This window comes from Micromonospora sp. TSRI0369 (assembly GCF_001905625.1).
Classification (GTDB): domain Bacteria; phylum Actinomycetota; class Actinomycetes; order Mycobacteriales; family Micromonosporaceae; genus Micromonospora; species Micromonospora echinospora_A.
The window spans coordinates 570,470-597,235 of sequence record NZ_LIVU01000001.1 but is presented as its reverse complement, the minus strand read 5'-3'; the positions used below and the strand labels follow the sequence as shown (position 1 = coordinate 597,235).

Below are 26,766 nucleotides of genomic sequence, written 5' to 3'. Positions count from 1 at the left end.
GATCACCTCGGCGGTTCCGGGGGGTTCCGTAGATGTGACCGCCGCCACTACTTTGTTACCCATGCGTAGCACGATGATGGACGCCCCCCTTCAGGTCGCCCGGATCCTCGAACACGGCGCCACCGTGCACGGCACGGCCGAGGTGGTCACCTGGACCGGCGCCGAGCCCCGCCGGATGACGTACGCGGAGGTCGGCCGCTGGGCCGCCCGGCTGGCCCACGCGCTGCGCGCGGAGTGCGGCGTGACCGGCGACGAGCGGGTGGCGACGTTCATGTGGAACAACAACGAGCACCTGGTGGCCTACTTCGCCGTGCCGAGCATGGGGGCGGTGCTGCACACGCTCAACATCCGGCTCTTCCCCGACCAGGTCGCCTACATCGCCAACCACGCCGAGGACCGCGTGGTGCTCGTCGACACCACGCTCATCCCGCTGCTCGCCCGGGTGATCGGCGAGATGACCACCGTGGCGCACGTGGTGGTGGTCGGCGGCGGCGACCCGGCCCCGCTGCTGGCCGCGGCCGGTGACCGGATCACCGTGCACCACTGGGACGCGCTGCTGGCCGACCGCCCGGAGCACTACGACTGGCCGGAGGTGGACGAACGCGACGCGGCCGCGCTCTGCTACACCTCGGGCACCACCGGCCACCCCAAGGGCGTCGCCTACTCGCACCGCTCGATCTACCTGCACTCGCTCCAGGTCTGCATGCCGGAGGGCTTCGGCCTCGGCCCGAACGACCGCGAGCTGGCCATCGTCCCGATGTTCCACGCGATGTCCTGGGGCCTGCCGTACGCGGCCTTCCTCTCCGGCGCCTCGCTGATCATGCCCGACCGGTTCCTCCAGGCCGAGCCGATCGCCGCGATGATCGCCGCCGAGCGCCCCACGCTGGCCGGCGCGGTGCCGACCATCTGGACCGACCTGCTGGCCTACCTGGACGCGCACGAGGTGGACCTCTCCTCGCTGAAGGAGGTCATCGTGGGCGGGTCGGCGTGCCCGCCGGCGCTGATGCACGCGTTCCACGACCGCTACGGCATCGACGTCATCCACGCCTGGGGCATGACCGAGATGTCGCCGCTGGGCTCGGTGTCCCGGGCGCCGGCCGGTGCGACCGGCGACGACGCCTGGCGCTACCGCTACACGCAGGGCCGCGTTCCGGCGGGCGTGACCGCGCGGATCGTCGGCCCGGCCGGTGAGCCGCTGCCCGCCGACGGGACGTCGGTGGGCGAGCTGGAGGTGCGCGGGCCGTGGGTGACCGCCCGGTACATCGGCGACGACGTGCCGGAGGAGGAGAAGTTCCGGGACGGCTGGCTGCGCACCGGTGACGTCGGCACGCTCTCGCCGGACGGCTACATCACGCTCACCGACCGCGCCAAGGACGTGATCAAGTCGGGCGGGGAGTGGATCTCCTCGGTCGAGCTGGAGAACGCTCTGATGGCGCACCCGGCGGTGCTGGAGGCGTGCGTGGTGGGCGTGCCGGACGAGCGCTGGGACGAGCGCCCGCTGGCCACCGTCGTGGTTCGCGAGGGCGCCTCGGTGACCGCCGAGGAGCTGCGGGACTTCCTGGCCGGCTCGGTGGCCCGCTGGCAGTTGCCGGAACGCTGGGCGTTCATCGACGCCGTGCCGAAGACGAGCGTCGGCAAGTTCGACAAGAAGGTGGTGCGCTCGCGGTACGCCGACGGCGGGCTCGACGTGCGGGAACTGACCGCGTCGTAACGTTTCGGGGCGTACCGTCGCCTACACGGGCAGGAACACGTTTCCAACGGGCATTCCTCCCAGAGGGCGGCCCCGGCGTTCGCACCGCGCCGGGGCCGCCCGTCCGTTACGGGCTGACCCGCACCGTCATTGTTGCGAAACTTGTTCGCGTCTGTCCGGCTGTCGGGGAAATCCGGTCGCCTACTCGTCCGCGGTGGTGACCAGCACCTTGCCCACCACGCTGTCCTGCACCGCCTGCTGCGCGGCGGCGGCGTCCGCCAGCGGATACCGGTGCAGCGGCAGCCCGGCGTCCTCACCGACGCGGATCGCGCCCTGCGCCACCGCCGCCGCGATGTCCGTGACCGCCTGCGCCTTGGCGACCTTCGGCGCGGTGTAGATCAGCACGAACTGCCAGCGCGCGTTCGGACCCATCAGCGGCCGGATCGGCAACGTGACCTCGTCGCCGCCGTCGTCGGCGTACACGCAGACCGCCCCGCCGGTGCGCAGCATCCGCACGTCCGCGGCGGCGTTGCGGGCGGCGGAGACCTCGACGATCGTGTGCACCCCGTCGGGCGCGACCTTGCGGACCTCCTCGACCACGTCCTGCTCGCGATAGTTGATCACGAAGTCCGCCCCGGCCGCCGCCGCGAGCTGTGCCTTCTCCGGGCTGCTCACAGTCGCGATGACGCACGCGTCGGCCCAGCTCGCGAGCTGGATCGCCGCGTTGCCCACCGCGCCCGCGCCGCCCTGCACCAGCACCACGTGGTCGCTCAGCGCGCCCGCGTGCAGCTTGTCCGGCATGTACTCACCGGCGGTCAGGCAGCGGTGCGCGGTCATGAACGGGATGCCGAGCGCCGCCCCCAGGTCGAACGACGCCGGACCGAGCGGCACCGCGTGCCGGACCGGAACCAGCGTGTACTCCGCGGCGGTGCCCCACGGCCGCTGCCACGCCGCCTCCCACACCCAGACCCGCTCGCCGATCAGCGTCCGGTCCACGCCCTCACCGACCGCCTCGACCACCCCGGCGCCGTCCTGGTGCGGGATCTGCCAGCCGGCCGGGAGGGGCCACGCCTGCCGGGCCTTCCAGTCGGTCGGATTCACCCCCGACACGGCCATCCGCACCAGCACCTCGCCGGGGCCGGGCTCCGGCACGGGCCGCTCGACCACCTGGAGCACCGAGGCGTCCCCGGTGCGCTCGTACACGATCGCCTTCATCCGCCCTCCGATCATTCAAGGAAGGGCCCCCTGTTAACGCCTCAGGTAGAGGAAGGGCCCCTTGTTAACACCCCTCGACCACAGCGGGGGTGAGCGCGTCGATCGAGGGGAGCAGCGCGGCCGCAAGCGCCTCGGCGTCCGGATCGAGCGGGTACGACCCGTGCGGCACCGCCACCACCCGGCACCCGGCGGCAGCCGCCGACCGGACCCCGTTCGACGAGTCCTCCACCGCCACGCAGCGGGCCGGGTCGACACCGAGCCGCCCGGCCACTGCGAGCCAGACGTCCGGCGCCGGCTTGCCCCGGGCGGTCTCCTCCGTCGACAGCGTCGCCCCGAACGACCCGGCCAGGCCCGTCGCGTCCAGCGCCGCCGCGATCAGGCGGGTCGGGGAGGAACTGGCCAACCCCAGCGGCCACCGCGCGGCCATCCGGCGCACGACCTCCTCCGCCCCGTCGATCACGGGTACGCGCTGCGCGTACCGCCGGGCCATCTCGGTCACCACCTCGGTGGCGACCTGCTCGGCCGACCTGTCGACGCCCAGCTCACCGCTGAGGTAGGCGGCCCACTCGCCGGTGCTCATGCCCATCAGCCGACGCTGCGTGTCCGGTTGCCAGGTGCCGCCGTGCTCGGCCACGTACGCGCGCCGGACCTCCTCCCAGACCGGCTCGGAGTCCACGATCACGCCGTCCAGGTCGAAAAGCACCGCGTCCACCATGCCGCCATCCTGCCCCAGCCGGCGGCCCGGCTCACCGTGGCAGCGCGACTCCGGCCGACCGCTGCGCCGGCAGGCCGATCGGCGCCTTGGCCGGGATGATCGTGCGGCAGCGCGTCGCGATCGGTTCCAGCAGCTCCCGCAGCCGGGCGGTACGCTCCGCGCCCAGCGCCCGCCACGGGCCCGACGCGGCCCGGTCGGTGGCCTCCTCGACCGCGCGGAACGTCTCGGTGGCGTACGGGGTCGGGTTCCGGTCGGCGGTCAGCCAGCCCTTGTCCACCAGGCCCTGCTCGGCGGCGGCCCACTGCTCGTCGGTCCATCCTCGGGCCGGCTGGTGGAACTCGCGGGACTGGTCGACCCGGCACCGCCAGGCCACCACCTCGGCCGGTTCCAGCCCGGTCGTCACCAGCGCCGCCACGTGGCCGTCGCCGCGGTGCTCGCGCAGCGTGGTGGCGGCCTGCCAGAGCCGGGCCAGCGGGTACTCGCCCCGGGGCAGCGCGGCGTTGACCGCGCCGAGCACCCGGCCGGCGACGTCCACCCGCCCGGCCGCCTCCTCCAGCAGGTCGGCGGCCTCGACCAGGTGCGACTCGGGCAGCTCGTAGGTGAACTCGGCGAGCGCCTGCACACCGCCGGTGAGCCGGGCCCGCAGCGCCTCCTCCGGGCTGGCCAGGCGCCACACCGACGGCAGCGCGCGGGTCACCATGGCCGGCGCGAAGCTGAAGAACGCAGCAGTCACGGCGGGCGCGTCGACAGCGCCCAGTGGCGCGGCCCGCCCGGCGAAGTAGCCGCGCCAGTAGCCGCGCAACCCGACCGCCTCGAACGCGGCGCGGGCCCGCGGGTGGAAGTAGGTCACCGCGTGGACCGGCTCGTACAGCGTCCACATCTGCCGGGTCGCCCCGGCCCCGTCCAGCGCCGCCACGTGCACCTCCGCGTCGGTGAGCAGATCACCGCGGACGGGCGTGCCGCCCGCGGTGACCATGAACCTACTGCCGCAGGGTGACCGGGCGGAAGCCCGGAGTGAGCTACTGCGCAGCCAGCACGTCGACGACGAAGCGCAGCGGCCCGGCCGGGCGGCCGCCCGCGGCGTCGTTGCCGTACGCCAGATCGGCCGGCAGGTCCAGCTGCACCCGGCTGCCCACCGGCACGCCGACCAGGCCCTGGTCCCAGCCCTTGATGACCTGGCCCACGCCGATCTGGAAGGTGGCCGGCTGGCCGTTGTCCCAGGATGCGTCGAACTGCTTGCCGTCCTTGTAGAACACGCCCACGTAGTTCGTGGTGATGTTCTGGCCCGCCTTCACGGCCGGTCCGGTGCCCTTCACCAGTGTGGTGACGGTGAGCTTGGTCAGCTCGCCGGTGCCGGCCTGCACGGCCGGCTTGGTCTTCAGCGCCGGGTCGATGCCGGCGGGCAGCTCCTGAGCGGGCGCGCTGGGCTCGGCCGGGGCGGTGGGACTGGCCGAGGAGCCGGCGGTGGCCGCCTTGTCGTCGTCCCCGCTGTTCAGCCAGACCAGGCCGCCGACCAGGGCCACCACGGCGAGCACGCCGACCGCCGCGCCGAGCATCGACTGCCGGCGGCGACGCGCCTCGGCTGCCTTCTTCTCGGCCAACTGGGCGGCCAGCCGCCGCTGTGCCTTGGTGGCCGGGGCCTGGCCCGCCGACCGGTTCTCCACACGCTCGCTCACGTCGACTCCCTGCAGGGTGGGTGGGTGCGCCCCCGGCGGGCCGCCGCCGAGGCCAGCGCACACGGTACCCGCCCGGACCCCCAGCGTGCCCATACGCCCGCACCGATCAGGACACAGACACCGATACGGGGGCGCCGCACAGGGTACGTTTCGGCCATGGCGATCCTCAGCGAAGAAGACGTGGCCCTGCTCGCCGAGCCGCAGCTCGCGCACGTGGCCACCGTCGAGTCCGACGGCACCCCGCACGTCACCCCGGTCTGGGTGGACACCGACGGTGAGCACATCGTGTTCAACACGGCCAAGGGGCGGCAGAAGTACCTGAACATGTCGCGCAACCCGGTGGTCGCGGTCTCGGTGGCGGACAAGGCCGACGACTTCCGCACGCTCTGGATCAAGGGCACCGTCGAGTTCGTCACCGAGGGCGCCGACGAGCACATCGACCGGATGGCGAAGAAGTACCTCGGCCAGGACACGTACCCGTGGCGGCGCCCCGGCGAGGAGCGCGTCATCGTCCGGGTCACCCCGACCGAGAAGCTCGGCCGAGGCTGAGCGGTCCGGCCCCGCTCTCCACCGAGGGCGGGGCCCCGGCCGTACGCGTCAGGCGCTCTTCTTCGCGGCCGTCTTCTTCGCCGGCGTCTTCTTGGCGGCGGTCTTCTTCGCCGGTTCGGCCTTCTTCTCCGCCGTCTTCTTCGCGGGCGTCTTCTTGGCGGCGGTCTTCTTCGCCGGCTCCGCCTTCTTCTCGGCCGTCTTCCTGGCCGGCGCCTTCTTCGCGGCCTTCTTCGCCGAGCGGGCCGACGAGATCGGCGTGGGCTCGGCCCCGCCGCGGGACGGCGCCTCGCCCCGGGCCGCCCGGGCCCGCTCCACGGACGCCTTCAGCGCGGCCATCAGGTCCACCGCGGCGGCCGGTGCGGCCTCTTCCTCCTCCGGCTGCACCACTTCGCGGCCCTCGACCTTCGCGTCGATGACCTCCTGCAACGCCGCCCGGTAGTCGTCGGTGAAGGCGTCCGGCTCGAACTCGCCGGCCATCGAGTCGATCAGCGAACTGGCCATCGCCAGCTCGGGCGGGCGTACCTTCAGGTCCTCGTCCAGGAACCCGAAGTCGGGCCGGCGGATCTCGTCCGGCCACAGCATGGTGTTGAGCAGCAGCACGCCCTCGCGGACCCGCAGGGTGGCCAGCTGCTCGCGCTGGCGCAGCGCCACCTTGACGATCGCCACCCGCTCCGAGTCCGACAGCGCGTCGCGCAGCAGCACGTACGGCTTGGTGGCCGAGCCCTCCGGCTCCAGGAAGTACGCCTTGTTGTAGAGGATCGGATCGACCTGCTCGGCCGGTACGAACTCCAGCACGTCGATTGCGTGCGAGGTGCTCAACGGCAGGTCGGCGAAGTCCTCGTCGGTGAGGATGACCATCTCGCCGCCGCCGATGTCGTACCCCTTGGCGATGTCGTCGTAGGTGACCTCCTCGCCGCAGACCGAGCAGGTGCGCTTGTAGCGGATCCGGCCGCCGTCCTCACGGTGCACCTGGTGGAAACGGATGTCCTTCTCCTCGGTGGCCGAGTAGACCTTCACCCCGATCGACACCAGGCCGAACGACACCGCTCCTTTCCAGATCGCCCGCATTCCGCGCTCCTCTCCCCGGTTGACAACCAGAATCGCAAATGATCGAACGGGACGCACGCGCTTCGGCACCCAACTACAGTCGGAACGTGCCCGGCGCGCCGTTGAAGCCGATGCTCGCGACGACCGGGCAGCTCCCGGCCGGCGCCGCCTGGGCGTACGAGTTCAAGTGGGACGGGGTCCGCGCGCTCGCCGACATCTCGCGCGGCGACCGGCACTTCTACGCCCGCTCCGGCGTCGAGATCACCACCGCGTATCCGGAACTGCTCAACCTGGCCGAGCAGGTCGGCGACGCGCTGCTCGACGGCGAGGTGGTGCTCTTCACCGACGGGCAGCCCTCGTTCACCGCGCTCGCCGAGCGGATGCACGTCCGCAACCCGGCCAAGGCGGCGCGGCTGGCGGCGACCGTTCCCGTCACGTACATGATCTTCGACCTGTTGCGGCTCGACGGCGAGGACCTGACCGCCCGGCCGTGGCGGGAGCGGCGGGCGGCGCTGGAGTCGCTCGGGCTCGGCGCGGCCCGGTGGGCGGTGCCGCCGGTCTTCGGCGACGGCCCGGCCACCTACGCGGCGGCCGGTGAGCACGGGCTGGAGGGGGTGATGGCCAAGCGGGTCGACTCGCTCTACCGGCCCGGCGTGCGCTCCCCGGACTGGGTGAAGGTCAAGTTGGAGGTCACCGGCGACTTCGTGGTCGGCGGCTGGCGGCCCGGCGCGCGCCGCATCGGCGGCCTGCTCGTGGGCGTGCCCGGCCCGGACGGGCGGCTGATCTACCGGGGGCGGGTCGGCGGCGGGATCGGCGCGGCGATCGAACGGGAACTGCTGCGCGAGCTGGAGCCGCTGCGGGCCACCGCGTCGCCGTTCGCCGCCGGGGTGCCGCGCGAGGATGCCCGCGGCGCGATCTGGGTAAGTCCCCAGATCGTGGTGGAGGTCAAGTACGGCCAGCGCACGCCGGACGGCCGGCTGCGCTTCCCGCGCATCCTGCGCCTGCGCCCGGACAAGCCGCCCGAGGAGGTCGACGATGCCGGCTGACCGGCTCAAGGTCGAGGTCGAGGGGCGCTCGCTGGAGCTGTCCAACCTGGACAAGGTGCTGTTCCCGCAGGCCGGCTTCACCAAGGGCGAGGTCATCGACTACTACACCCGGATCGCCCCCGTCCTGCTGCCGCACCTGCGTGACCGTGCGCTGACCCGGATCCGGTTCCCCAACGGCGTCGACGGCGGCTCGTTCTTCGAGAAGAACGCGCCCGCCGCGACCCCCGGCTGGGTACGCACCGAGAACCTGCCCGCCCCCGGGTCGAGCAAGGGGCGGGAGACCATCGACTACGTGGTCTGCGACGAGCTGCCCACGCTCGTGTGGCTGGCCAACCTGGCCGCGCTGGAGCTGCACACTCCGCAGTGGAAGGTCGGCGCGCACCCGGACATGATGGTGGTCGACCTGGACCCGGGCGCCCCGGCGGCGCTCAAGCAGTGCTGCCAGGTGGCGGTGCTGATGCGCGACCGGCTGGCTTCCGACGGGATTTCCTCGTTCCCGAAGACGTCGGGGAAGAAGGGCATGCAGCTCTGCTGCCCGATCGCCGGTACACAGGACGCCGAACTCGTCTCCGACTACGCCAAGCGGATCGCGCAGGAACTGGAGAAGGCACACCCGAAGCTGGTCGTGTCGAAGATGGCGAAGAACCTGCGTCCCGGCAAGGTCTTCATCGACTGGAGTCAGAACAACGCGGCGAAGACGACTGTGGCGCCGTACTCGCTGCGGGCCCAGCCGGTGCCGGCCGTGTCGACGCCGCTGACCTGGGACGAGGTGGACGCCGGGGCGGCCGGGAAGCGGCCGTCGGCGCGGCCGTACACGGCCGGGGAGGTGCTCAAGCGGGTGGAGAAGCAGGGCGACCTGCTGGCGCCGCTGCTCGACGGCGGTCCCGAGCTGCCGACCGGCTGACCCGCCACCACGCGCCGCCGACCAGCAGCAGCACGATCACGCTGATCGCCACGTCACCCACCAGCGCCGCCGCCGGGCTCGCCGGGGCATAGGTCGGCACGGTGTACGCGAGCGCGGCCGCGACGACCAGACCGGCCGAGCCGGTGGCGAGCACGTGTGGCTGCTCCCAGCCGGGCCGCCGGGACCAGCGCGTCAGCAGGACGGCGGCGACAGCGGCGAGCGCGAGGGCGAGCGTGACTCCCGGCCAGCCCGGGGCGATCGTGGACCCCAGGTACGCCACCACCACGACCAGCGCGGGGCAGACCGGCCGGGGCGGGCCGGCTTCGGCGTGCGGTCGGCCGGCGAGCGTTGTTCCGGCGGGCGTCGGCGCGGGCGTTCGCACGACGGGCGTTGGTCCGGCGGACGTCGGCCCGGGCGTTGGCGCGGTGGGCGTCGGCGCGGGCGTTGTCGCAATGGGTGATGGCCCGGCGTGCTGGCGGCGGAGCAGGGCGGCGGTGATCAGGGCCAGCGCCACGCCGGTGGCGAATGCCAACTGGGCCGGTGAGGCCAGGAAGTTCTTGCGGCCACCGTCGTCGGCGAACACCAGCAGGCTGCCGCCGAGCCAGAGCAGCGCCGCCACGGCCAGCCCCGGTCGGCCCAGCCAGGGCCGCGTCCGGCGGCCCGCACCGAGGTACGACTCGACGAGCGCGATCGGCGCGCAGATGGTCAGCACCACGTGGTTGCCGACGTAGTCGACCGCCTGCCGCGCGCTGAACCCGAGGCCGGGCACCAGGCTGGCCTCGGCCGCGGCCCGGGTGTCGGCGAACTCGGTGTCGTCCAGGAACCCGGGGTTGAACAGCGACTGGTCGACCAGGCCGGCCTGGACCACGCCGAACGCGGCGGCGAGCAGCGCGATCCCCGGCCAGCCGAGCCCGAGCCGCCGGGCCGTCTCGCGGATCAGCAGCGCGGCCCCGCCGTACATCGGGGCGAGCACCAGCACGACGAACGGCATGCCGGTGAGGGTGAAGCCGCCCCAGGAGCACTCGGCGGTCCACGGGGCGAGCAGCAGCAACGCGATCGCCGGCACCAGCCGCCGGCGCGGGGGTTCGGTCGTCATGACCGCACCGTCCCGCAGCCATCCGGCCCTTCGATACGGCCGTCGGGCGACCGGGCCCGCGACCAAAGTCGACGGTCGCGGACCGGCGGGCCCGGCTAGATCGCGAACAGCAGGGCGGCGCTGACGAGGACGACCACGGCGGTGGCGAAGTGGATGCCGAAGGCGGTCGCCCGGGAGCCGCCGTGCCGCAGCACGATGACTGTGTCGCCCAGCGGCGCCAGCGCGACGACAAGCATGAACCAGGCTACGGCGTCGGCGTCGGCGCTGGTGAAGGCGATCAGGGCGAGGCCGACCAGGCCGTAGGTGAGGTCACGTAGCCCTTTGACGGTGAGGTACGCGGGATCTCCGGTGCCCTCCGTGGCCGGGACGCCGTAGCCGGCGGCGGCGGCTCGGGGAGCCAGCAGAAAGCGCGCGCCGATCAGGACGATGAACAGGCTGAGGACGGTGGCGAGCCCGTAGGCGATGGGGGTGAGCAATTCGGCTCCCGTTTTCTAGCGCTGCTAGGGATGAGAGCGAAGCTAGCAGAGCATCGATAGATTGGCTAGCGGTGCTAGAGTGCCGGCATGTCGATTCGGGCCCGTCGGGAGCGGGAGCGGGCGGAACGCGAACGGGCGATCATCACCGCCGCCCGCGACCTGGCCGAGTCGGAGGGCTGGGACGCGGTCACCACCCGCCGCCTGGCCGCCGAGATCGAGTACAGCCAGCCCGTCCTCTACAGCCACTTCAAGGGCAAGGACGCCATCATGGCGGCAGTCGCCGTGGAGGGCTGCGCCGAACTGGCAGTCGAACTCGCCGCCGCCCGGGCCGCCGCGACCGACCCGCGGGCCGCGGTGGCCGGCATCGCCACGGCGTACGCCGCGTTCGCCGAACGCCGGCCCGCGCTCTACGACGCGATCTTCACACTTCCCGTCGCCCTCTCCTTCGCCAGCCAGGACACGCCGGTCGAACTGGTCCGGGCCTTCGCCGAACTGGCCGAGGCGCTGCGCCCGTTCGCCGGTGACGACGACCTGGAGACGTTCACCGAGACGTTCTGGAGCGGGCTGCACGGCCAGGTCACGCTGATGCGCGACGGCCGTCTTCGGCGGGCGGAACACGAGCGGCGGTTGGCCCTCCTGGTCGACCGGTTCACCCGGCTAGGGTGAGCTGACCGCCAGGGAGGAGCACATCCGATGGCCACCCGCGCACCCGCCGCCGTCGCGACCGACGAGCCGCTGCTGACCTACCTCGATGACGCCACCGGCGAGCGCACCGAGCTGACCGGGCCGCAACTGGGCGAGTGGACGGCCCGCAGCGCCGGGCTGCTGCGCGACGGCTGCGGGCTGCGCCCCGGCGACCGCGTGGCGGTGCTGCTGCCGCCGCACTGGCGTACCGCGGCGGTGCTGCTCGGCGCCTGGTCGGTGGGCCTGTCCGTCTCGTTCCGTCCCCGCGCGCTGGCCGGTCTGCCGGTGCTGGAACCCGGAGCGGACCGGCCGTACGACGCGGTGTTCGTGACCCCGGAACGCCTCGACGACTGGCTGGAGGACGTACCCGAGGGGACACACCGCTACCTGGTGGGCACCGGGCCGGGCCCGCTGGCCGAGGTGCCGCCGGGCTGGCTGGGCTGGTCGGCCGAGGTGCTGCGGCACCCCACCGACCCGCCGGACTACACAGCCGTCGACCCGTCCGGTCCGGCCACGGCGGACGGCACCAGCTTCGGCGCGTGGCGGCGCCTGGCCGCCGAGATCGCCACCCAGCTCGATCTGCACCCCGGCGACCGCCTGGTGATCGACCCGACCGAGGACGAGCAGCCCTTGAAGTGGCTGCTCGCCCCCCTGTCCGCCCGAGCCACGGTCCTGATCCACGCCAGCTCTGCCCCCCAGCCTCGCTGATCTTGCAGTTGCGGCCCCTTCGGTGCCGGATTTGTGGCCTTTGCCGGGGCAGCAACGGCAAGATCAACGGCGTGGCGAGGCGTTTCCCGTCGATCTGCGAGAGATCTTGGAGCCAAATGGCCCTCATGGGGGCACTTTTCTTCCAAGATCTCCGTGAGTCCTGCTGAGTGAAACGCCCGCCTCGTGTTGCGGGCGGCGCTCGAGGCGGCAGAGGTAGGGCTCGTCCGCGCTGTTCGCATGCCCCGCGCCGATCTTGGAGTTGTGGCACCTCGCGTAAGCCGCGAAGCCGACATCTGAGGCACCACAACTCCAAGATCGGCGCGGGCTGGCCGAGGGCGGATGGGCGGGGAATCTGGTTGACCTCGGGGGACGGGGTGGGGCCTACTGCCTCGGTGTGCCCGGCGGTGGCGGTCGGGCCCGGCGTGACGGCGGGAGTGGGCGTGGGCGGGACGGGTGCGCTTGTGTGGCGGGAGTTCGGCGAGGACGACCTGGCCGCGTTGACCGGCCTGGCGCAGGCGTGCCTCGCCATTGACGGCGGGTTGCCTTTGTTCGGGCGTACCCCGTTGGTGCGGGCACGGCTGGTGCAGACGCGTACCCACGGCGCGTGGTCCGGCGACGACCTGGTCGCGGCCGTCGGGGTCGGCGCCGGGCGGACGCCCGCCACCGCCACCGGACTGGTGCACCCGGCGTGGCGAGGGCGCGGGCTCGGCGGCGCGCTGCTCGACTGGGCGGAGAAGCACTCCGGCGACGGTGGGCTGCTGGTCACCACGGAGACGTGGAACGCGGGCGCGGAGGAGTTGTTCGCCCAGCGCGGCTACACGCGGACGTTCCTGGAGTGGGTGCTGCGGCACGACCTCGACGCGCTGCCCGAGGTCGCCGTGCCGGACGGCGTCACAGTGGAGCCTGCCGCGCTGGGGCCGGAGCTGTTCGCCACCTACCGCGCGTCGTTCGCCGACCGGCCCGGATTCGTGGAGCCGGAGGCCGACGAGTGGCTGGGCGACCTGCGCGACGACGAGGACTTCCGTCCGGAGTTGACGCTGCTCGCGCGCGGTCCGGACGGTGAGGCGGCTGGCTTCGTCACGGTGCTCGACAACTGGATCGACCAGGTCGGCGTCGTGCCGGGCTGGCGCGGGCGACGGGTCGGCGCGTACCTGGTGGCGCGCGTGCTGCGGGGCCTCGCCGACGCGGGCACGGACGGCGCGTGGCTCTGCGTCAACGACGACAACCCGGCGGCCGGGCTGTACCGGCGGCTCGGCTTCCGCGACTTCGGCCGCCGCGCCCGCTACCTCCATGACTGACGCAACCCGGGCGGCCATCGTGCGGGCCCTGGCCGACCTGTGGGAGAACGGCTGCCCGGTGCCCGCGCCTGAGCACCAGGACCGGCTCGCCGACGTCGGCCTGCGCCGCTGGCGCAGCGTCGGGCGCCGGCACCGGGGGCGGCGCCTCAGCCCGGACCAGCGCGTCCAGGACGTGGTACGCGGACTGGTCGCCGCGTTCGAGCCGGACCGTGCGCTGGTCGGGCCGCTGGTACGCGACTACGAGTGCGTGGCACGTGCCATCGCCGACGTCATGATGTCGTCCGAGCACTGACCGTCGCTTCGATTCGGCACTTAGCCAGCATGCGGGCTGCGGTATGGGGAGTGCGCGGTGCCAGACAAGTGTGCGCGGCGTGCTGCCGTGAAGCGTGGCGACTAGCCTGTCCTATGCTCGTCGGGTGAAGGCGGTGGCAGTAGCAGGGCGGCAGCTCTTGCCAGGTGGGATGACGTCGGTGCCGTCTGCCGCCCCGGCGAACTCGGTCGAGCACGGCGAAATCTTCACGCGTCGCTGGATCGTCGACCTCATTCTTGACCTTGCCGGCTACACCGCCGATCGTGATCTGGCTGGGCTGGTAGCCGTCGAGCCTGCGTGTGGCGGTGGTGCCTTTCTGGCGGCCATGGCAAGCCGCATCAGCGCCTCGTGCCGCAAGCACGATCGGCCGATTCTTGATGCCAAGCCTGCGCTGAGAGCCTTCGACCTGCTTGCTCCAAGCGTGGCGGCCAGTAGACGATTAGTGCGGAACGTGTTGACCGATGAGGGTTGGCCGCTTCCTGAGGCGAACGATTTGGCTAGGGCCTGGGTGCGGCAGGGTGATTTCCTGCTCGATGAGCACTTGCCGACAGATGTGGACTTTGTTGTGGGTAACCCGCCGTATGTCCGTCTGGAAGACGTACCTGCGGATCGGATGCTCGCCTATCGCGCTGCTTGCCGGACGATGACCGGCCGGTCTGATCTCTACGTCGGTTTCTACGAACGTGGGTTGAAATCGCTTCGGCCCGGTGGAGTTCTCGCTTTCATATGTGCCGATCGATGGATGCGTAACCAATACGGGCGTCATTTGCGAGAGCTTGTTACCGCCGGCTACAGCATCGACATCACCATCAGCATGCACGACGTCGATGCGTTCGAAGAACAGGTGTCGGCGTATCCGGCCATCACCGTGTTGCGTCGCGCCGAACAGAACGCCACCATGGTGGTGGATACCCGGCGTAGCTTCGGACCGCAGGACGCGCCGGAGTTGGTCGAGTCACTTCGTGCCGCGGCATCTAAAGTGGCGTCGAACGGAAGCTTCGAGGCTGCCCGCTTGCCCCATTGGTTCACCGGGGGGGAGCCTTGGCCAACTGGTTCGCCTTCTCGCCTGGCACTGATCGAGAGTCTAAACGACAGGCTGCCGTTGCTGGAGGATTGCCGTACTGGCACGCGGGTTGGGATTGGCGTGGCGACCGGTGCCGACAAAGTCTTCGTAACGACGCATGCGGATGTTGAGCCACGACGACTGCTGCCGTTGTCGATGGTCAAGGACACCGCATCGGGAACGTTCTCGTGGTCAGGTCACTACCTGGTCAATCCCTGGGACGAGGAAGGCGGACTCGTCGATCTGGCCAGGTCGCCGCGACTGCGTGCGTACTACGAACGACACGCAGCGGCTCTCAAGCGTCGACACGTTGCAGGGCGGCGGCCAGTGCAGTGGTACCGGACAATTGACAAGGTCGATCCATCGCTGATTGATCGACCGAAACTCCTCTTTCCGGACATGAAGACATCAATCCACCCCGTCTTAGACAAGGGCGGCTACTACCCGCATCACAACTTGTATTACGTTGTTTCCGACGTTTGGGACCTCCGGGTCCTAGGTGGACTGTTGTTGTCGGGTGTCGCACAGGCCTTTGTGGAGGCGTATGCCGTTAGGATGCGTGGCGGCACTCTTCGATTTCAGGCCCAGTATCTGCGCCGAATCCGTGTCCCGAGGCCCGAAAGCATCTCTGCCAGGGATCGGTCTGCTCTAGCGGCCGCGTTCGATGCGCGGGACTCGCGAGCGGCGACGGAGGTTGCCCTGCGTGTATACGGCATCGAGGCGATGGAGGACCTGGTCAGTGGACCGACGACTGGAAGAGGCGGTTCGTAGCTCCTGGTTGGTACGCGAGTCGCAGGCTGCCAAGAAGCTCATCGGCGGCAAGACCGACACCGGCGGGCGCGGCGCAGTGACGGGTGGCGGTCACCTCGATGCAATGACAGAGTTGCTCGCCCAAGTCTTTCGTGACGCGGGCTTTCCGGACGACGCCGTACGTCGTCGCTCGGGGTTGGAGTTGCCCGGCTACTTTCGGCCTGCGAAGAAGTGGGACTTAGTCGTACTCCACGAGGGCGAGCTTGTTGCCGCTGTCGAACTTAAATCTCACGTCGGTCCATCATTCGGAAACAACTTCAACAACAGGAACGAGGAGGCAATCGGTAGCGCGGTCGACCTGCGGCGAGCCTATGATCATGGCCTGCTCGGCCGGATCAGGCCATGGCTCGGGTACGTCCTGTTGGTGGAGGAGGCGCCAGCATCGACGCGTCCGGGCACGCCACGGAGCGGCACTTTCCCGGTCGACCCCACCTTCACGGGAACATCGTACGTTGATCGCTACGCAATTCTCTGTAAGCGGTTGTGCAGTGCCGGCCTTTACGACGCTACCTGCCTGGTGACCTCCTCCCGCGAGGTCGACGCCCCTGTCCGGCAACCCGACCCGGAGGTTGGATTCGCCGCCTTCGTCGGTGCCATCATGGCTCGCACCGAGGAGGTCAACGTCCTCCGACCGGGGCGGAGCTGTGAGGCCATGTGATGTCCGAGTCCCGTCCCGAGATCTCGCACTACACGTACCGCGTCACCTGGTCTCTCGAAGACCAGGAGTTCGTCGCCACCTGCGCCGAGTTCCCGTCTCTATCGTGGCTCGCCACCACCCAGATCGAGGCGCTCCAGGGGCTTCAGGAGATGCTGCGTGAGGTGATCGCCGACATGGCCGAACAGGGCGAGCAGATCCCGGAGCCGCTGTCCGAGCGCAGGTACTCGGGCAAGTTCAACCTGCGGGTCGGCGAGAGCCTGCACCGAGAGTTGGCCATCCACGCCGCCGAGGAAGGCATGAGCCTGAACCAGTACTTGCTAAGGAAGCTGAGCGCCGCCTGAACCGTCCCGGAGCGGTCCCTGCCGGGGACTGTTGCCGATGCCCATTGACGTGGTCTTATGTCGGGAACGACGACGTCATCGATCCGCAGCTTTGACAACCCCGCGTCGGTACTCCTTTCATGCCTTCCGAAAGGTGCAACGATGCACAGGAAACCGACGATCCATCTGGCAGTGCTCGTCGCTGCCGCCGCCACTTTCCTGACCGCCGGAGGGGCCTCCGCCACGCCCGCACCCGTGGCCGCCTCCCCGATGGTCGCCGAGTGCGAGCCGGGCGCGGACAGCCACAGCGCCGCCCGGGTACGCGAGGGCGCCACCGCCAAGGAGCCCGAGCTTTACTCGACGAACGAGGCCAAGGCGTACGGCGTCATCAAGGACTCGCCGCGCCTCGCCAACGGCAGCGTCACCGTGCCGACGATCTTCCACATGATCTCCGACCACGAGTTGAGCGCGGCCGAGAAGGCCCGCTGGAACACGCTCATCTCGGCGCAGATGACGGTGCTCAACGACTCGTTCGCGGGTCGTACCGCGGCCGACGCCTCGGACACGCCGTTCCGCTTCTCGCTGGTCGACACCACGTGGACCGTCAACAGCACCTGGTACACGGTGGTGCCGGGCAAGAACGAGCGGGACATGAAGAAGGCGCTCTACACCGGCGACTCCCGCACCCTGAACGTGTATGCGGCTAACATCGGTGGCGGGCTGCTCGGCTGGGCGTACTTCCCGAAGGGCTACAACAACGGCCGCGACTACATCGACGGCGTGGTGATGCTGGACGAGTCGATGCCGGGCGGCACTGCCGGCAAGTACGCGCTCGGCGACACGCTCACGCACGAGGTCGGGCACTGGCTGATGCTGGAGCACACGTTCGCGCACGGCTGTTCCGCGTCCGGCGACTTCGTGGCGGACACGCCGCGTGAGGCGGCGCCGCAGTTCAACTGCCCGATCGGCGCGGACACCTGCACCGCGCCGGGGCTCGACCCGATCCACAACTTCATGGACTACACGCAGGACTCTTGCATGAACATGTTCACCCCGGGCCAGGCCGACCGGATGAGCGACGCCTGGGTCGCGTTCCGCGCCAGCGGCAAGGGCTGACCGCGAGACCGGGCGGACCGCACCACAGCGGCCCGCCCGGCCCGCCGGTCAGTCGACCGTCGGCAGCTTCGGCCCGAGCACGTCGTCGGCGTCCACGATGGTGTACGCGTACCCCTGCTCGGCCAGGAACCGCTGCCGGTGCGCGGCGTACTCGGTGTCGATGGTGTCCCGGGAGACCACGGTGTAGAAGTGGGCCTGCCGCCCGTCGGCCTTCGGGCGCAGCACCCGGCCGAGCCGCTGCGCCTCCTCCTGCCGCGAGCCGAACGTGCCGGACACCTGGATCGCGACAGCCGCCTCGGGCAGGTCGATGGAGAAGTTGCCGACCTTCGAGAGCACCAGCGTCCGCAACGAGCCGGAACGGAACGCGTCGAACAGCCGCTCGCGTTCCTTGTTGGTGGTGGAGCCCTGCACGATCGGCGCGTCGAGGTATTCGCCGAGCTGGTGCAGCTGGTCGAGGAACCCGCCGATGACGAGGACCTGCTCGGACGGGTGCCGGTCCACCAGGGCCCGCACCACAGGAAGCTTCGTGCGGGCTGTGGCCGCCATCCGGTAGCGCTCCTCGGCTTCCGCCGTCGCGTACGCGAGTCGTTCGGCGTCGGTGAGCGTCACCCGTACCTCGGTGCACTCCGCCGGGGCGATCCAGCCCTGCTGCTCGATGTCCTTCCACGGCGCGTCGTACCGCTTCGGGCCGATCAGGCTGAACACGTCGCCCTCGCGGCCGTCCTCGCGTACCAGAGTCGCGGTGAGGCCGAGCCGGCGGCGGGCCTGGAGGTCCGCCGTGAAGCGGAAGATCGGCGCGGGCAGCAGGTGCACCTCGTCGTAGACGACAAGGCCCCAGTCGCGGGCGCCGAACAGGTCCAGGTGGGTGAACGCGCCGCCGCGCCGCGAGGTGAGCACCTGGTACGTGGCGATGGTGACCGGGCGGATTTCCTTGCGCTCGCCCGAGTACTCGCCGATCTCCTCCTCGGTCAGCGACGTGCGGGCGATCAGCTCCCGCTTCCACTGCCGTCCGGCCACGGTGTTGGTGACCAGGATCAGCGTGGTCGCCTTCGCCTCGGCCATGGCCGCCGCACCGACGAGCGTCTTGCCGGCGCCGCAGGGCAGCACCACCACGCCGGAGCCGCCGGCCCAGAACGCCTCGACGGCTTCCCGCTGGTACGACCGCAGCGTCCACGGCTTGCCGCCGTCCTTGCCGGACTCGGCCAGCTCGATCTGGTGCGCCTCGCCGTCCACGTACCCGGCCAGGTCCTCGGCCGGCCAGCCCAGCTTGAGCAGCGCCTGCTTGAGCCGCCCCCGCTCGGACGGGTGCACCGCGATGGTGTCGTCGTCCAGCTTCGCGCCGAGCATGCCGGCGAGCTTCTTGCTCTTGGCGACCTCGATCAGCACCACCCGGTCCAGCGCGCGCAGCACCAGGCCGTGCACCGGGTCGTTGGCGAGCTGGAGCCGGCCGTACCGGTCCATCGTCTCGGCCACGTCGACGAGCAGCCCGTGCGGCACCGGGTAGCGGGAGTACTTGATCAGCGAGTCGACCACGCCTTCGGCGTCGTGGCCGGCGGCCCGGGCGTTCCACAGGCCCAGCGGCGTGAGCCGGTACGTGTGCACGTGCTCGGGGGAGCGTTCCAGCTCGGCGAAGGGCGCGATCGCCATCCGGCACGCCTGCGCGTCGGGGTGATCGATCTCCAGCAGCAGCGTCTTGTCCGACTGCACGATCAGTGGTCCACCGCTCACGCCAGCGTCCTCTCGCATCGCCCGGAACCCCGCTGCCCGGAACTCCGCCGCACCCCGCCGCACCCCGGCTGACCTGCCGGAGGCCGACCAACCAGTGTTGCACGCCGGAGGGCTCCGCAAAAAAGTCCGGCTGGACAGGCAACGTCATACTCGTCCCACACGTCTAGCAAGCGGGACAACTGTCCAGGGAGGGCCCATGCAGCGTGTCCGGTTTCTCGCCCGGGTCACCGCCCTGGCGGTGGTCGTGCTGGTCGGTGTCGGCGCCTGCGCGCTCGATCCGCAGGCGGACGGCGCCGGGGGGAGCACCCCCGGCCCGGTCGGGCTGACGGAGGGAGCATCGGGGGCGAGCGCGTCGCCCACGCCGGAGCAGCCGGTCACGTCCCCGTCGGCGCAGCCGAGCCGGACGGCCTCGCCGCAACCCTCCCGATCGCCGGAGGCGACGAAGACGACGAAGCCCAAGCCGAGGCCGAGCGCGTCCGCCGGGTGCCCGCAGGGGGAGCACCAGCGGGCCGTGGAGACGTACCTGACGCGGCTGGGCGGCTTCGGGACGCTGACCGTGGACGGCGAGCAGTCCGCCGCCGACTGCGCGGCGATCAAGAAGTTCCAGATCCGGTACGGCATCAGCCCGTCCTCGGGTCGCGCCGGCCCCACCACGTACGACGTGGCGAAGCGGCTGGCCGCCACCGACACCGCGCGGTGCAAGGCCGGTTCCCGGCTCACGTTCTGCGTCGACCTGACCCGGCAGACGGTCTGGGCGATGCGCGGCGGCACCGTGGTGATGGGCCCGACAGTCACCCGCACCGGCATGTCCGGCTACGCCACCCCGGCCGGCACGTACTCGGTGGGCAGGAAGAACCCGCGCGAGTGGTCCAACCCGTACGAGGTGTGGCTGCCGTACTGGCAGCAGTTCAACGGCGGGATCGGCTTCCACGAGACCACCACGTACCTGCACAACGGCGCGATCGGCTCGCACGGCTGCGTCAACCTGCTGCACCGCGACGCGGTACGCCTCTGGGAGCTGGGTTCGGTCGGCACCCGCGTGGTGGTGATCGGCCGCCGTCCCGGCACCTGAGCCGCCCCGACCGTCCCTACCCGTGACCGGACGGCCCGGATCAGGGTTTTAACCCCTGTCCGCCCGGTCCCGCAGGTGCCACTCTGGAAGCCGGGTCCATGCCGGGACGGGGAGGGACTGCCATGACCGTTGACCAGGACGTGCTTCCCGACGAGGAGCGGACGCAGCAGCAGGAGGTGCCCACCGCGGTCCTGTTCGGCTACGCGGCCGCCGCCGTCGGGGTGTTCGGCTGGTTCCTGTTCGGGCTGCTGGTGCAGCAGCAGGGCTTCGTCGACTCGGTCGGCGAGTCGGCCGGCGCGGCGTTCGCGTTGCTGCTGGCCGTGTCGGTAGTGGGCACGCTGCGCCGCAACGGGGAGTGACGCCTCACTCCTCCAGCACCGCCGCGGTGATCCGGTGCAGCGCGAACGTGTGCAGCATCTCCGTCCGGTCGTCCTCGGCGCGCAGGTAGCCGGCGCCGATCGACACCGGCCGGACCAGCCGGGACGCGGTCGCCCCGTGCGCGTCGACGTAGCCGACCCAGACCAGCGCCTTGTCCCGTACCGCCTGCTGGAGCACCGCCAGCGCGTCACCGTGACCGGGCACCGGGGCGGGACCGCCCGCCGCCGCGCCGCCCCGGACCACCGCCGGGGCCCGCCGCGCCGCCCGGGCCGCCGCGTCGCCCCGGCGGATCTGCTCCACCACGCCGAGCAGGCGGGGCATCGGCAGCTTCGGCGTGGCGAGCGGGTCCACCGCGCGGCCGATCCCGGTACGGGCGGGCGCCCGCCGGGTCTTCGGCCGGGCCAGCACAGTCGCTCCGCTGGCGTCCTCGGGCACCGGGGCGTAGCCGGCGTCGCGCAACGCGGTGAGCATCCGGTTGACCTGGTACGGCGTGACAAGCACGCTGGGTGCGAGCCGGCGGAACGCCAGCGGCTCCAGGCGCCGGTCGGCCTGCACCTCGCTGAGCAGCGCCTCGTCGTCGCTGCGCACGTACCCGCCGGCCGAGCCGACGCGCAGCCCGCCGTGCTTGCGGGCCACATCGTCGACCAGGTAGGTCAGGCCCTGCGGCACCGGGGTACGCGACCGGCGGCGGAACAACGCGTGCAGGTCCTCGGCGGTGTAGCCGGCGTCCAGCGCCCGCCGGATGCTCCCCGTGGTGACCCGGTGCACGCTCGCCCCGCCCGCCGACTCGTGCTCGGCCACCACCTCCAGCTCGGCGGCGAGCGCCGGGTCGGGCGGGCCGGGCACCACCACTGTCAGGTCGGCCTGCACCAGCACGTGGTCGACCGGGGCGGGCAGCAGCCCGTCCAGCGCGCGGACGGTGGTCGACGGGTCGCCCGACTCGGCGTCGGAGCGCAGCCCGAGCGGGTCGTCACCGCGTTCGTCGGCGTCGGTCAGCTCGGCGAGCAGCAGCCGCCCGTACGTGGTGAGCGCGCCGAGCCCGGTCACGCCCAGCGCGGCCGCCTCGGCCAGCACCTCCCGGTGCGCCGCCTCCCGCCCACGGGCCCGCCGGGGCGCGCGCCAGTCCAGCAGTTCCAGCACCTCGTCGGGGGTGGGCGCGGTGCCGGCCGGCAGGTCGGCGAGCACGGCGAGCACCGCGCGCCGGGCGGCCGGCGCACCGGCTCGTTCCGCCTCGGCGGAGAGCACCGAGATGGGCCGGTCCCGGTCGTCGCGCTGCCCGATCAGGCCGGCCTGGCGGGGCATCGACATCCAGGCGCGGGCGAGCTGCTCCCAGCGCTGGGCCAGCGACGCCGCGCGCCACACCTCGTACCCGCCGGTGGGCAGGATCTGCTGGTCGCCGCCGTAGCGCGTGGTGGCCGCGCCGGAAAGCTCCAGCTCACCGGTCAGCCCGGCCGCGTACGCCACCTCGAACAGCAGCGCGGTGGTCGTCTCGTCCAGCCCGAGGCCACGGGCGAGCCGGCGCAGGTCGCGTACGCCGACGCCGCCGGAGCGCAGCACCGGGGCCGGCTCCACGATCAGCGCCTCCAGCAGCGCCTCGGTGTGCCGGACCACCTCCATGGTCTGCCCGGCCCCGGCCGAGTCGGCGGACTTGACCTCGCGGGGCGGGCCGGAGACCACCGGCGGGCTGGTGCGCAGCGGTCCGAGCGGACCGGCGTCGCGGCGCAGCACCAGCCCCACCTCGCGGGGCAGCTCGACGGTGCCGTTGCGGCCGCCGGACATCCGCACCAGCAGCCGGTGCTCGACCAGCCAGCGGATCGGGGAGCCGGTCGGCGCGCCGCCGTTGACCAGGTCCGGCGGGAGCACGTCCTCGGCGCCGGTGGCGGGCGCCTCCAGCGCGCCCGGTGCGACAGTGCCGACCGGCGGCCCGGCGGCGAGCCGGTCCAGGACCGCGCGGGCCGAGGGCGGCGCGGACAGCAGCGTCCGCCGCAGCTTCGCCGGGTCCGCGCAGAGGGCCGCCACGCGCGGGTCCAGCTCCGCCGCCGGCCGGCCCAGCCCTGCCGGGTACGGGGACACCTCGTCGATGCCGCCGGCCACGCACAGGTCGTGTTCGGGGCCGTACAGCAGGAACCGGGCCCGGAGCCGGTCGACGGCGGCGCGGACCGCGGTGGGTGCGGGGGGCTGTGGCCCGGCGGTGGCCATGGCGAGGATCTGGTCGGTGGAGGTGGCGCCCTCGGGGCCGCGGGTGAGGCGGGCGGCGTCGAGGATCTGGAGGGTGAACTGGTCCAGCCCGTCGAGCGCCCGGGCCACGGAGACCCGGGACTGGGCGCGCAGGGCGAGGGCGGACACGTCGGCCGGCACCGGCACGACGAGATCCGGCCGCAGCTGGAGCAGCGCGGCGAGGGACTCGTCGGGGAGGGCCCGCAGGTGGTCGGCGAGTGAGGTGGTCATCGTCGTACCACGCTAGCCCGCTGGGTAGGTTCTCGGCATGCCTCCGCTGATGGTCGGCTTCGACCTCGACATGACACTGGTCGACTCCCGCCCCGGGATCGCCGCCGCGTTCCGGGCGCTCACCGCGCGGACCGGCGTGCACGTGGACGGGGAGCTGGCGGTCTCGCGGCTGGGCCCGCCGCTGCGCACCGAGCTGGCGCACTGGTTCCCGCCGGAGCGCGTGGAGGAGGCGGTGACGCTCTACCGGGAGCTGTATCCGGCGTACGCGATCACCCCGACGGTGCCGATGCCGGGTGCGGAGGCCGCGCTGCGCGCGGTGCAGGCGCGCGGCGGCCGGACGATGGTGGTGACCGCGAAGATCGGCCGGTTGGCGAAGCTGCACCTGGATCACCTCGGGCTGCCGGTGGACGAGCTGGCCGGGGACGTGTTCGCCGAGCAGAAGGCGGTCGCGTTGCGCGAGCACGGCGCGACGCTCTACGTGGGTGATCACGTGGCCGACATGGCCGCCGCGCGAGCTGCGGGAATCCCAGGCGTGGCAGTGGCGACCGGCCCCTGCTCGGCCGCCGAACTGACCGAGGCCGGGGCGTACCTGGTGCTTGATGATCTCGTCGAATTCCCGAGGGCGCTGGACCGGATCATCGGGCTAGCCTTGGAGGGGTAGTTCGGTTCGAGTGGAGCGGGGTTCAACAGGTGCCGACGGGTCGAGTGAAGTGGTACGACGCCGCCAAGGGGTACGGGTTCGTCACCAGTGACGAGGGTGGCGACGTGTTCCTGCCGAAGGGCGCGCTACCGGCGGGTGTCGCCGACCTGAAGGGTGGCCAGCGGGTCGATTTCAGCGTGGTGGACAGCCGGCGGGGCGCCCAGGCCATGGGGGTCAAGCTGCTGGAGGCGCCGCCGTCCGTGGCGGAGCTGCGCCGCCGGCCGGCCGAGGAGCTGCACGGCCTGGTGGAAGACATGATCAAGGTGCTGGAGGCGAAGGTCCAGCCGGACCTGCGCCGGGGTCGCTTCCCGGACCGCAAGGCCGCCCAGAAGATCGCTCAGCTGGTCCACGCGGTGGCGCGCGAGCTGGAGGTCTGAGGCACGAGCCCGGCGTCGGCGGCCCGGCCCAGCAGCGCCTCCACGGCGGCGAAGCCGGCCTCACCCAGGTCGGCGGTGAACTCGTTGACGTAGAGGCCGATGTGCCGGTCCACCACGTCGGGCTCCATCTCCTGCGCGTGCGCGAGGACGTACTCGCGGCTGGCCTCCGGGTCGGCCCATGCCTGGCGTACCGACTCGCGGATCCAGGCGGCGGCCTCGACCGGGTCGACGGCGCCCCGGCGGGCCAGGATCGCGCCCAGCGGGATCGGCAGGCCGGTGTCGCCCTCCCACCACTCGCCCAGGTCGACCAGGGCGGTCAGCCCGTGCCGCGGGTAGGTGAAGCGCGCCTCGTGGATCACCAGGCCGGCGTCGTACCGGCCGGCGGCCACGCCCGGCATGATCTCGTGGAACGGCACCACCTCGATGCGCGCCGGGGCCTGGCCGGCCGCCCAGAGCCGGAACAGCAGGTACGCGGTGGTCCGCTCGCCGGGCACCGCCACCGTCGCGCCGGACAGGTCGGTCCGGTCGCCGCGGGTCAGCACCAGCGGGCCGCAGCCCCGGCCCAGCGCGCCGCCGCAGGGCAGCAGGTGGTAGTCGTCCAGCAGCCAGGGCAGCGCCGCGTAGCTGACCTTCACCAGGTCGAACGCGCCCCGCTCGGCGGCCGTGTTCGTGACGTCCACGTCCGCGTAGGTCACCTCGACCGGCGGCGCGCCGGGCACCCGGCCGTGCACCAGGGCGTCGAAGACGAACGTGTCGTTGGGGCAGGGGGAGATCGCCAGGGAGAGCGCCACGTCCCCACCGTAACCCCGGGGGCCGGGCGGCCCGTCACAGCGTCCGGTGTGACGTCCAGCCGTCCCGGTGCAGCCGTTCGATGCCGTCGAGCAGCAGGTCCAGCGCGAACTCGAACTCGAACTGGTCGTCGCAGCCCGGCCCGACGACCGAGTCGCCGTCGTGCGACGCCGCGGTGGCGATCGCCGCGAGGTTGGGGAACCGGGCGGCCACCTCCGGCGGCAGGTCGGCGGGCGGCTCGGGCACTGTCGCGCCGGACCGGCCGGCCTGCCGGGTGGTGTCGAACAGCTCCTGGCTGAAGCCCAGGACGCGGCTGCCCATGGCGTGCATCACGTGGTGGGCGAGGTCGGTGGAGAACCCACCGGCCCGCAGCGTCCCGACCGTCGAGTCCAGGTACGCGAGCACGGCCGGCGTCGCAGTGCTGCGGGACTCGATCGCCAGCGCCGCCCAGGGGTGGCGCAGCAGCACCCGGCGCGCGGAAAGGATGCGCCGCCGGATCGCGTGCTTCCAGTCGCCGGCCTCGGGCGGGTCGATCTCCGCGACCACGACGTCGATCATGCCGTCGACCAGTTCGTCCTTGTTGGCCACGTGCTTGTAGAGCGCCATCGGCACGACGCCCAGGTCCTGCGCGAGGTTGCGCATGCTGAGCGACTCGATGCCTGTTTCGTCGGCGAGCGCGACGGCGGCACGCAGGATCCGGTCCCTGCTCAGCGGTGCCCGGCGCACCTTCTCCGCCTGCTTCGGCATGTGTTTCCTCGCCTTCCCGGGGGCGGTTGTCACAGTATCCGCCTTGACTGGTGTACGGCGTACACCTAGCCTGGTCCCAACAAGGTGTACGCCGTACACCGGGGGAGGGAGCGGGACCATGAGAGCGATCGTCCAGGACCGGTACGGCCCACCCGAGACACTCACGCTCGCCGACGTCGACACGCCCGTGCCCGCCGCCGACGAGGTGCTGATCCGGGTCGAGGCGGCAGCGCTCAACGCGTACGACTGGCACGTCATGCGCGGCGACCCCCGGCTGTCGCGGCTGGCGCTCGGCCTCGGGCGGCCCCGGGCGCGCATCCGTGGCCGCGACGTCGCCGGCCGGGTCGAGGCCGTCGGCGCCCAGGTGCGGCAGGTACGCCCCGGTGACGCCGTCTTCGCCGACCTCGGCGAGGCCGACGGCGCGTTCGCCGAGTACGTGTGCGTACCCGAACGCCTGGTCGCGACGCGGCCGGCGAACCTGACGCCGGAGCAGGCCGCCGCGCTGCCGCTGGCCGGCGTCACCGCGCTCCAGGGGCTGCGCGACGCCGGGCAGGTCCGGCCCGGCCACCTAGTCCTGATCAACGGGGCGTCCGGCGGCGTCGGCACGTTCGCCGTCCAGCTGGCCAAGGCGCTCGGCGCGACGGTGACCGGCGTGTGCAGCACCCGCAACGCCGACCTGGTCCGCTCGCTCGGCGCCGACCACGTCGTCGACTACACCCGCGACGACTTCACCCGCGCCGGGGAGCGACACGACGTGGTGTTCGACCTGGTCGGCAACCGTTCGCTGCGCGCGCTGCGGCGCGCGCTGACGCCGGACGGGACGCTCGTGCTCTCCGGCGGCGGCGTCTACCGAGGTGGCAGCCTCATCGGACCGGTCGGGCTGCTCGCCCGCGGACGGCTGACGGCGCCCTTCGTCCGGCAGCGTGTCGTCGTCCTCGCCACGTCACCCGGCGGGCCGCACCTGGACGTGCTCCGCGAGCACGCCGAGGCCGGCCGTCTCGCGGCGGTCATCGACCGCACCTATCCGCTGCGCGAGGTGCCCGACGCCATCCGCTACCTCGAAGGGGAGCACGCGCGGGCGAAGGTCGTCATCACGATCTGAGGCCGTCCGTCCCCAGCCCGGCGAGTTGTCCACAGGGTTGTCCA

28 protein-coding genes are annotated in these 26,766 nt (G+C 72.0%); 17 read left to right on the top strand and 11 right to left on the bottom strand.

What is annotated here, in order from left to right; translation table 11 throughout:
* Positions 1 to 76: 76 nt before the first annotated feature.
* Positions 77 to 1,711, top strand: coding sequence for a fatty acid--CoA ligase (locus AMK25_RS02935; RefSeq protein ID WP_198937441.1), 1,635 nt, complete (start codon positions 77 to 79; stop codon positions 1,709 to 1,711).
* 180 nt (positions 1,712 to 1,891) lie between these two features.
* Here the strand turns inward: AMK25_RS02935 and AMK25_RS02930 are convergent, their stop codons facing one another.
* The 4 genes from AMK25_RS02930 to AMK25_RS02915 all read right to left on the bottom strand — a co-directional run bounded on the left by AMK25_RS02930 (position 1,892) and on the right by AMK25_RS02915 (position 5,389).
* Positions 1,892 to 2,905 (bottom strand): NADPH:quinone reductase, encoded by a 1,014-nt coding sequence (locus AMK25_RS02930; RefSeq protein ID WP_073826136.1) that lies wholly within the window; start codon positions 2,903 to 2,905, stop codon positions 1,892 to 1,894.
* Positions 2,906 to 2,969: 64 nt separating this feature from the next.
* Positions 2,970 to 3,620, bottom strand: coding sequence for an HAD family hydrolase (locus AMK25_RS02925; RefSeq protein ID WP_073826133.1), 651 nt, complete (start codon positions 3,618 to 3,620; stop codon positions 2,970 to 2,972).
* A gap of 31 nt (positions 3,621 to 3,651) precedes the next feature.
* Positions 3,652 to 4,500 (bottom strand): SCO6745 family protein, encoded by an 849-nt coding sequence (locus AMK25_RS02920; protein WP_198937440.1) that lies wholly within the window; start codon positions 4,498 to 4,500, stop codon positions 3,652 to 3,654.
* A 139-nt stretch (positions 4,501 to 4,639) separates the two neighbouring features.
* Entirely contained in the window at positions 4,640 to 5,389 is a 750-nt protein-coding gene (locus tag AMK25_RS02915; protein ID WP_073826126.1) for an FKBP-type peptidyl-prolyl cis-trans isomerase, read from the bottom strand.
* 63 nt (positions 5,390 to 5,452) lie between these two features.
* On the opposite strand from AMK25_RS02915, the gene AMK25_RS02910 reads away from it, so the two are divergent.
* On the top strand, positions 5,453 to 5,845 hold the full coding sequence (locus AMK25_RS02910; RefSeq protein ID WP_073826123.1) for a PPOX class F420-dependent oxidoreductase: 393 nt from the start codon (positions 5,453 to 5,455) through the stop codon (positions 5,843 to 5,845).
* A gap of 48 nt (positions 5,846 to 5,893) precedes the next feature.
* Here the strand turns inward: AMK25_RS02910 and ku are convergent, their stop codons facing one another.
* On the bottom strand, positions 5,894 to 6,913 hold the full coding sequence (gene ku / locus AMK25_RS02905) for a non-homologous end joining protein Ku (protein ID WP_073826120.1): 1,020 nt from the start codon (positions 6,911 to 6,913) through the stop codon (positions 5,894 to 5,896).
* An 86-nt stretch (positions 6,914 to 6,999) separates the two neighbouring features.
* On the opposite strand from ku, the gene ligD (AMK25_RS02900) reads away from it, so the two are divergent.
* Together ligD (AMK25_RS02900) and ligD (AMK25_RS02895) are read left to right on the top strand one after the other, a co-directional pair.
* Entirely contained in the window at positions 7,000 to 7,938 is a 939-nt protein-coding gene (ligD, locus tag AMK25_RS02900; protein WP_073827049.1) for a non-homologous end-joining DNA ligase, read from the top strand.
* On the top strand, positions 7,928 to 8,842 hold the full coding sequence (gene ligD / locus AMK25_RS02895) for a non-homologous end-joining DNA ligase (protein WP_073826117.1): 915 nt from the start codon (positions 7,928 to 7,930) through the stop codon (positions 8,840 to 8,842). The genes ligD (AMK25_RS02900) and ligD (AMK25_RS02895) overlap by 11 nt, the downstream gene beginning before the upstream one ends.
* Here ligD (AMK25_RS02895) and AMK25_RS02890 read toward each other — a convergent pair.
* Both AMK25_RS02890 and AMK25_RS02885 read right to left on the bottom strand, forming a co-directional pair.
* A complete protein-coding gene (locus tag AMK25_RS02890; RefSeq protein ID WP_073826114.1) occupies positions 8,769 to 9,938 on the bottom strand; it encodes a hypothetical protein in 1,170 nt (389 codons plus the stop codon). The genes ligD (AMK25_RS02895) and AMK25_RS02890 overlap by 74 nt on opposite strands.
* A gap of 95 nt (positions 9,939 to 10,033) precedes the next feature.
* Complete coding sequence (locus AMK25_RS02885; protein ID WP_073826110.1) at positions 10,034 to 10,414, bottom strand: DUF4267 domain-containing protein; 381 nt, start codon at positions 10,412 to 10,414, stop codon at positions 10,034 to 10,036.
* 87 nt (positions 10,415 to 10,501) lie between these two features.
* On the opposite strand from AMK25_RS02885, the gene AMK25_RS02880 reads away from it, so the two are divergent.
* The 8 genes from AMK25_RS02880 (at position 10,502) to AMK25_RS02845 (ending at position 17,381) form a co-directional block, all read left to right on the top strand.
* Entirely contained in the window at positions 10,502 to 11,080 is a 579-nt protein-coding gene (locus AMK25_RS02880; protein ID WP_073826107.1) for a TetR/AcrR family transcriptional regulator, read from the top strand.
* Between the two features lie 27 nt (positions 11,081 to 11,107).
* A complete protein-coding gene (locus AMK25_RS02875) occupies positions 11,108 to 11,806 on the top strand; it encodes a TIGR03089 family protein (protein WP_073826104.1) in 699 nt (232 codons plus the stop codon).
* A 440-nt stretch (positions 11,807 to 12,246) separates the two neighbouring features.
* Entirely contained in the window at positions 12,247 to 13,104 is an 858-nt protein-coding gene (locus AMK25_RS02870) for a GNAT family N-acetyltransferase (protein ID WP_073827048.1), read from the top strand.
* The gene (locus AMK25_RS02865) at positions 13,097 to 13,396 is read left to right on the top strand and encodes a hypothetical protein (protein ID WP_073826100.1); all 300 of its coding nucleotides are present in this window, start codon (positions 13,097 to 13,099) and stop codon (positions 13,394 to 13,396) included. Before AMK25_RS02870 ends, AMK25_RS02865 begins: the two co-directional genes overlap by 8 nt.
* A 124-nt stretch (positions 13,397 to 13,520) precedes the next feature.
* Positions 13,521 to 15,248 carry an Eco57I restriction-modification methylase domain-containing protein gene (locus AMK25_RS02860; protein WP_241826221.1) on the top strand — a complete coding sequence of 576 codons (1,728 nt, stop codon included), beginning with the start codon at positions 13,521 to 13,523 and terminating at the stop codon, positions 15,246 to 15,248.
* Positions 15,217 to 15,945 carry a PaeR7I family type II restriction endonuclease gene (locus tag AMK25_RS02855; RefSeq protein ID WP_073826093.1) on the top strand — a complete coding sequence of 243 codons (729 nt, stop codon included), beginning with the start codon at positions 15,217 to 15,219 and terminating at the stop codon, positions 15,943 to 15,945. Before AMK25_RS02860 ends, AMK25_RS02855 begins: the two co-directional genes overlap by 32 nt.
* Positions 15,945 to 16,286: a type II toxin-antitoxin system HicB family antitoxin gene (locus AMK25_RS02850; protein ID WP_073827047.1), complete on the top strand. Its 342-nt coding sequence runs from the start codon at positions 15,945 to 15,947 to the stop codon at positions 16,284 to 16,286. Before AMK25_RS02855 ends, AMK25_RS02850 begins: the two co-directional genes overlap by 1 nt.
* Before the next feature lie 141 nt (positions 16,287 to 16,427).
* Positions 16,428 to 17,381: a zinc metalloprotease gene (locus AMK25_RS02845; RefSeq protein ID WP_073826089.1), complete on the top strand. Its 954-nt coding sequence runs from the start codon at positions 16,428 to 16,430 to the stop codon at positions 17,379 to 17,381.
* 48 nt (positions 17,382 to 17,429) lie between these two features.
* Here AMK25_RS02845 and AMK25_RS02840 read toward each other — a convergent pair whose 3' ends face one another.
* Complete coding sequence (locus AMK25_RS02840; RefSeq protein WP_073826085.1) at positions 17,430 to 19,109, bottom strand: DNA repair helicase XPB; 1,680 nt, start codon at positions 19,107 to 19,109, stop codon at positions 17,430 to 17,432.
* A 196-nt stretch (positions 19,110 to 19,305) separates the two neighbouring features.
* Between AMK25_RS02840 and AMK25_RS02835 the strand changes: the two genes are divergently transcribed.
* Positions 19,306 to 20,181 carry a L,D-transpeptidase family protein gene (locus tag AMK25_RS02835; RefSeq protein WP_073826082.1) on the top strand — a complete coding sequence of 292 codons (876 nt, stop codon included), beginning with the start codon at positions 19,306 to 19,308 and terminating at the stop codon, positions 20,179 to 20,181.
* A gap of 122 nt (positions 20,182 to 20,303) precedes the next feature.
* Positions 20,304 to 20,540 carry a hypothetical protein gene (locus AMK25_RS02830; RefSeq protein WP_030503577.1) on the top strand — a complete coding sequence of 79 codons (237 nt, stop codon included), beginning with the start codon at positions 20,304 to 20,306 and terminating at the stop codon, positions 20,538 to 20,540.
* 4 nt (positions 20,541 to 20,544) lie between these two features.
* Here AMK25_RS02830 and AMK25_RS02825 read toward each other — a convergent pair whose 3' ends face one another.
* The gene (locus tag AMK25_RS02825) at positions 20,545 to 23,007 is read right to left on the bottom strand and encodes a helicase-associated domain-containing protein (protein WP_073826078.1); all 2,463 of its coding nucleotides are present in this window, start codon (positions 23,005 to 23,007) and stop codon (positions 20,545 to 20,547) included.
* Between the two features lie 37 nt (positions 23,008 to 23,044).
* Between AMK25_RS02825 and AMK25_RS02820 the strand changes: the two genes are divergently transcribed.
* A complete protein-coding gene (locus AMK25_RS02820; RefSeq protein WP_073826074.1) occupies positions 23,045 to 23,668 on the top strand; it encodes an HAD family hydrolase in 624 nt (207 codons plus the stop codon).
* Positions 23,669 to 23,697: 29 nt separating this feature from the next.
* Positions 23,698 to 24,084: a cold-shock protein gene (locus tag AMK25_RS02815; protein ID WP_073826071.1), complete on the top strand. Its 387-nt coding sequence runs from the start codon at positions 23,698 to 23,700 to the stop codon at positions 24,082 to 24,084.
* Here AMK25_RS02815 and AMK25_RS02810 read toward each other — a convergent pair.
* Both AMK25_RS02810 and AMK25_RS02805 read right to left on the bottom strand, forming a co-directional pair.
* On the bottom strand, positions 24,045 to 24,875 hold the full coding sequence (locus AMK25_RS02810; protein WP_073826067.1) for a 1,4-dihydroxy-6-naphthoate synthase: 831 nt from the start codon (positions 24,873 to 24,875) through the stop codon (positions 24,045 to 24,047). The two genes, AMK25_RS02815 and AMK25_RS02810, sit on opposite strands and share 40 nt — an antisense overlap.
* A gap of 34 nt (positions 24,876 to 24,909) precedes the next feature.
* Entirely contained in the window at positions 24,910 to 25,620 is a 711-nt protein-coding gene (locus AMK25_RS02805) for a TetR/AcrR family transcriptional regulator (RefSeq protein WP_073826063.1), read from the bottom strand.
* Positions 25,621 to 25,738: 118 nt separating this feature from the next.
* Between AMK25_RS02805 and AMK25_RS02800 the strand changes: the two genes are divergently transcribed.
* Complete coding sequence (locus AMK25_RS02800) at positions 25,739 to 26,722, top strand: NAD(P)-dependent alcohol dehydrogenase (RefSeq protein WP_073826060.1); 984 nt, start codon at positions 25,739 to 25,741, stop codon at positions 26,720 to 26,722.
* Positions 26,723 to 26,766: the final 44 nt, after the last annotated feature.

What these genes read in the sequence shown, in the direction of transcription:
- AMK25_RS02935 (WP_198937441.1), top strand. Translation starts at nt 77, where the DNA reads ATGGACGCCCCCCTTCAGGTCGCCCGGATCCTCGAACACGGCGCCACC.
- AMK25_RS02930 (WP_073826136.1), bottom strand. Translation starts at nt 2,905, where the DNA reads ATGAAGGCGATCGTGTACGAGCGCACCGGGGACGCCTCGGTGCTCCAG.
- AMK25_RS02925 (WP_073826133.1), bottom strand. Translation starts at nt 3,620, where the DNA reads ATGGTGGACGCGGTGCTTTTCGACCTGGACGGCGTGATCGTGGACTCC.
- AMK25_RS02920 (WP_198937440.1), bottom strand. Translation starts at nt 4,500, where the DNA reads ATGTGGACGCTGTACGAGCCGGTCCACGCGGTGACCTACTTCCACCCG.
- AMK25_RS02915 (WP_073826126.1), bottom strand. Translation starts at nt 5,389, where the DNA reads ATGGGCACGCTGGGGGTCCGGGCGGGTACCGTGTGCGCTGGCCTCGGC.
- AMK25_RS02910 (WP_073826123.1), top strand. Translation starts at nt 5,453, where the DNA reads ATGGCGATCCTCAGCGAAGAAGACGTGGCCCTGCTCGCCGAGCCGCAG.
- ku (WP_073826120.1), bottom strand. Translation starts at nt 6,913, where the DNA reads ATGCGGGCGATCTGGAAAGGAGCGGTGTCGTTCGGCCTGGTGTCGATC.
- ligD (WP_073826117.1), top strand. Translation starts at nt 7,928, where the DNA reads ATGCCGGCTGACCGGCTCAAGGTCGAGGTCGAGGGGCGCTCGCTGGAG.
- AMK25_RS02890 (WP_073826114.1), bottom strand. Translation starts at nt 9,938, where the DNA reads ATGACGACCGAACCCCCGCGCCGGCGGCTGGTGCCGGCGATCGCGTTG.
- AMK25_RS02880 (WP_073826107.1), top strand. Translation starts at nt 10,502, where the DNA reads ATGTCGATTCGGGCCCGTCGGGAGCGGGAGCGGGCGGAACGCGAACGG.
- AMK25_RS02875 (WP_073826104.1), top strand. Translation starts at nt 11,108, where the DNA reads ATGGCCACCCGCGCACCCGCCGCCGTCGCGACCGACGAGCCGCTGCTG.
- AMK25_RS02865 (WP_073826100.1), top strand. Translation starts at nt 13,097, where the DNA reads ATGACTGACGCAACCCGGGCGGCCATCGTGCGGGCCCTGGCCGACCTG.
- AMK25_RS02850 (WP_073827047.1), top strand. Translation starts at nt 15,945, where the DNA reads ATGTCCGAGTCCCGTCCCGAGATCTCGCACTACACGTACCGCGTCACC.
- AMK25_RS02845 (WP_073826089.1), top strand. Translation starts at nt 16,428, where the DNA reads ATGCACAGGAAACCGACGATCCATCTGGCAGTGCTCGTCGCTGCCGCC.
- AMK25_RS02835 (WP_073826082.1), top strand. Translation starts at nt 19,306, where the DNA reads ATGCAGCGTGTCCGGTTTCTCGCCCGGGTCACCGCCCTGGCGGTGGTC.
- AMK25_RS02830 (WP_030503577.1), top strand. Translation starts at nt 20,304, where the DNA reads ATGACCGTTGACCAGGACGTGCTTCCCGACGAGGAGCGGACGCAGCAG.
- AMK25_RS02825 (WP_073826078.1), bottom strand. Translation starts at nt 23,007, where the DNA reads ATGACCACCTCACTCGCCGACCACCTGCGGGCCCTCCCCGACGAGTCC.
- AMK25_RS02820 (WP_073826074.1), top strand. Translation starts at nt 23,045, where the DNA reads ATGCCTCCGCTGATGGTCGGCTTCGACCTCGACATGACACTGGTCGAC.
- AMK25_RS02805 (WP_073826063.1), bottom strand. Translation starts at nt 25,620, where the DNA reads ATGCCGAAGCAGGCGGAGAAGGTGCGCCGGGCACCGCTGAGCAGGGAC.
- AMK25_RS02800 (WP_073826060.1), top strand. Translation starts at nt 25,739, where the DNA reads ATGAGAGCGATCGTCCAGGACCGGTACGGCCCACCCGAGACACTCACG.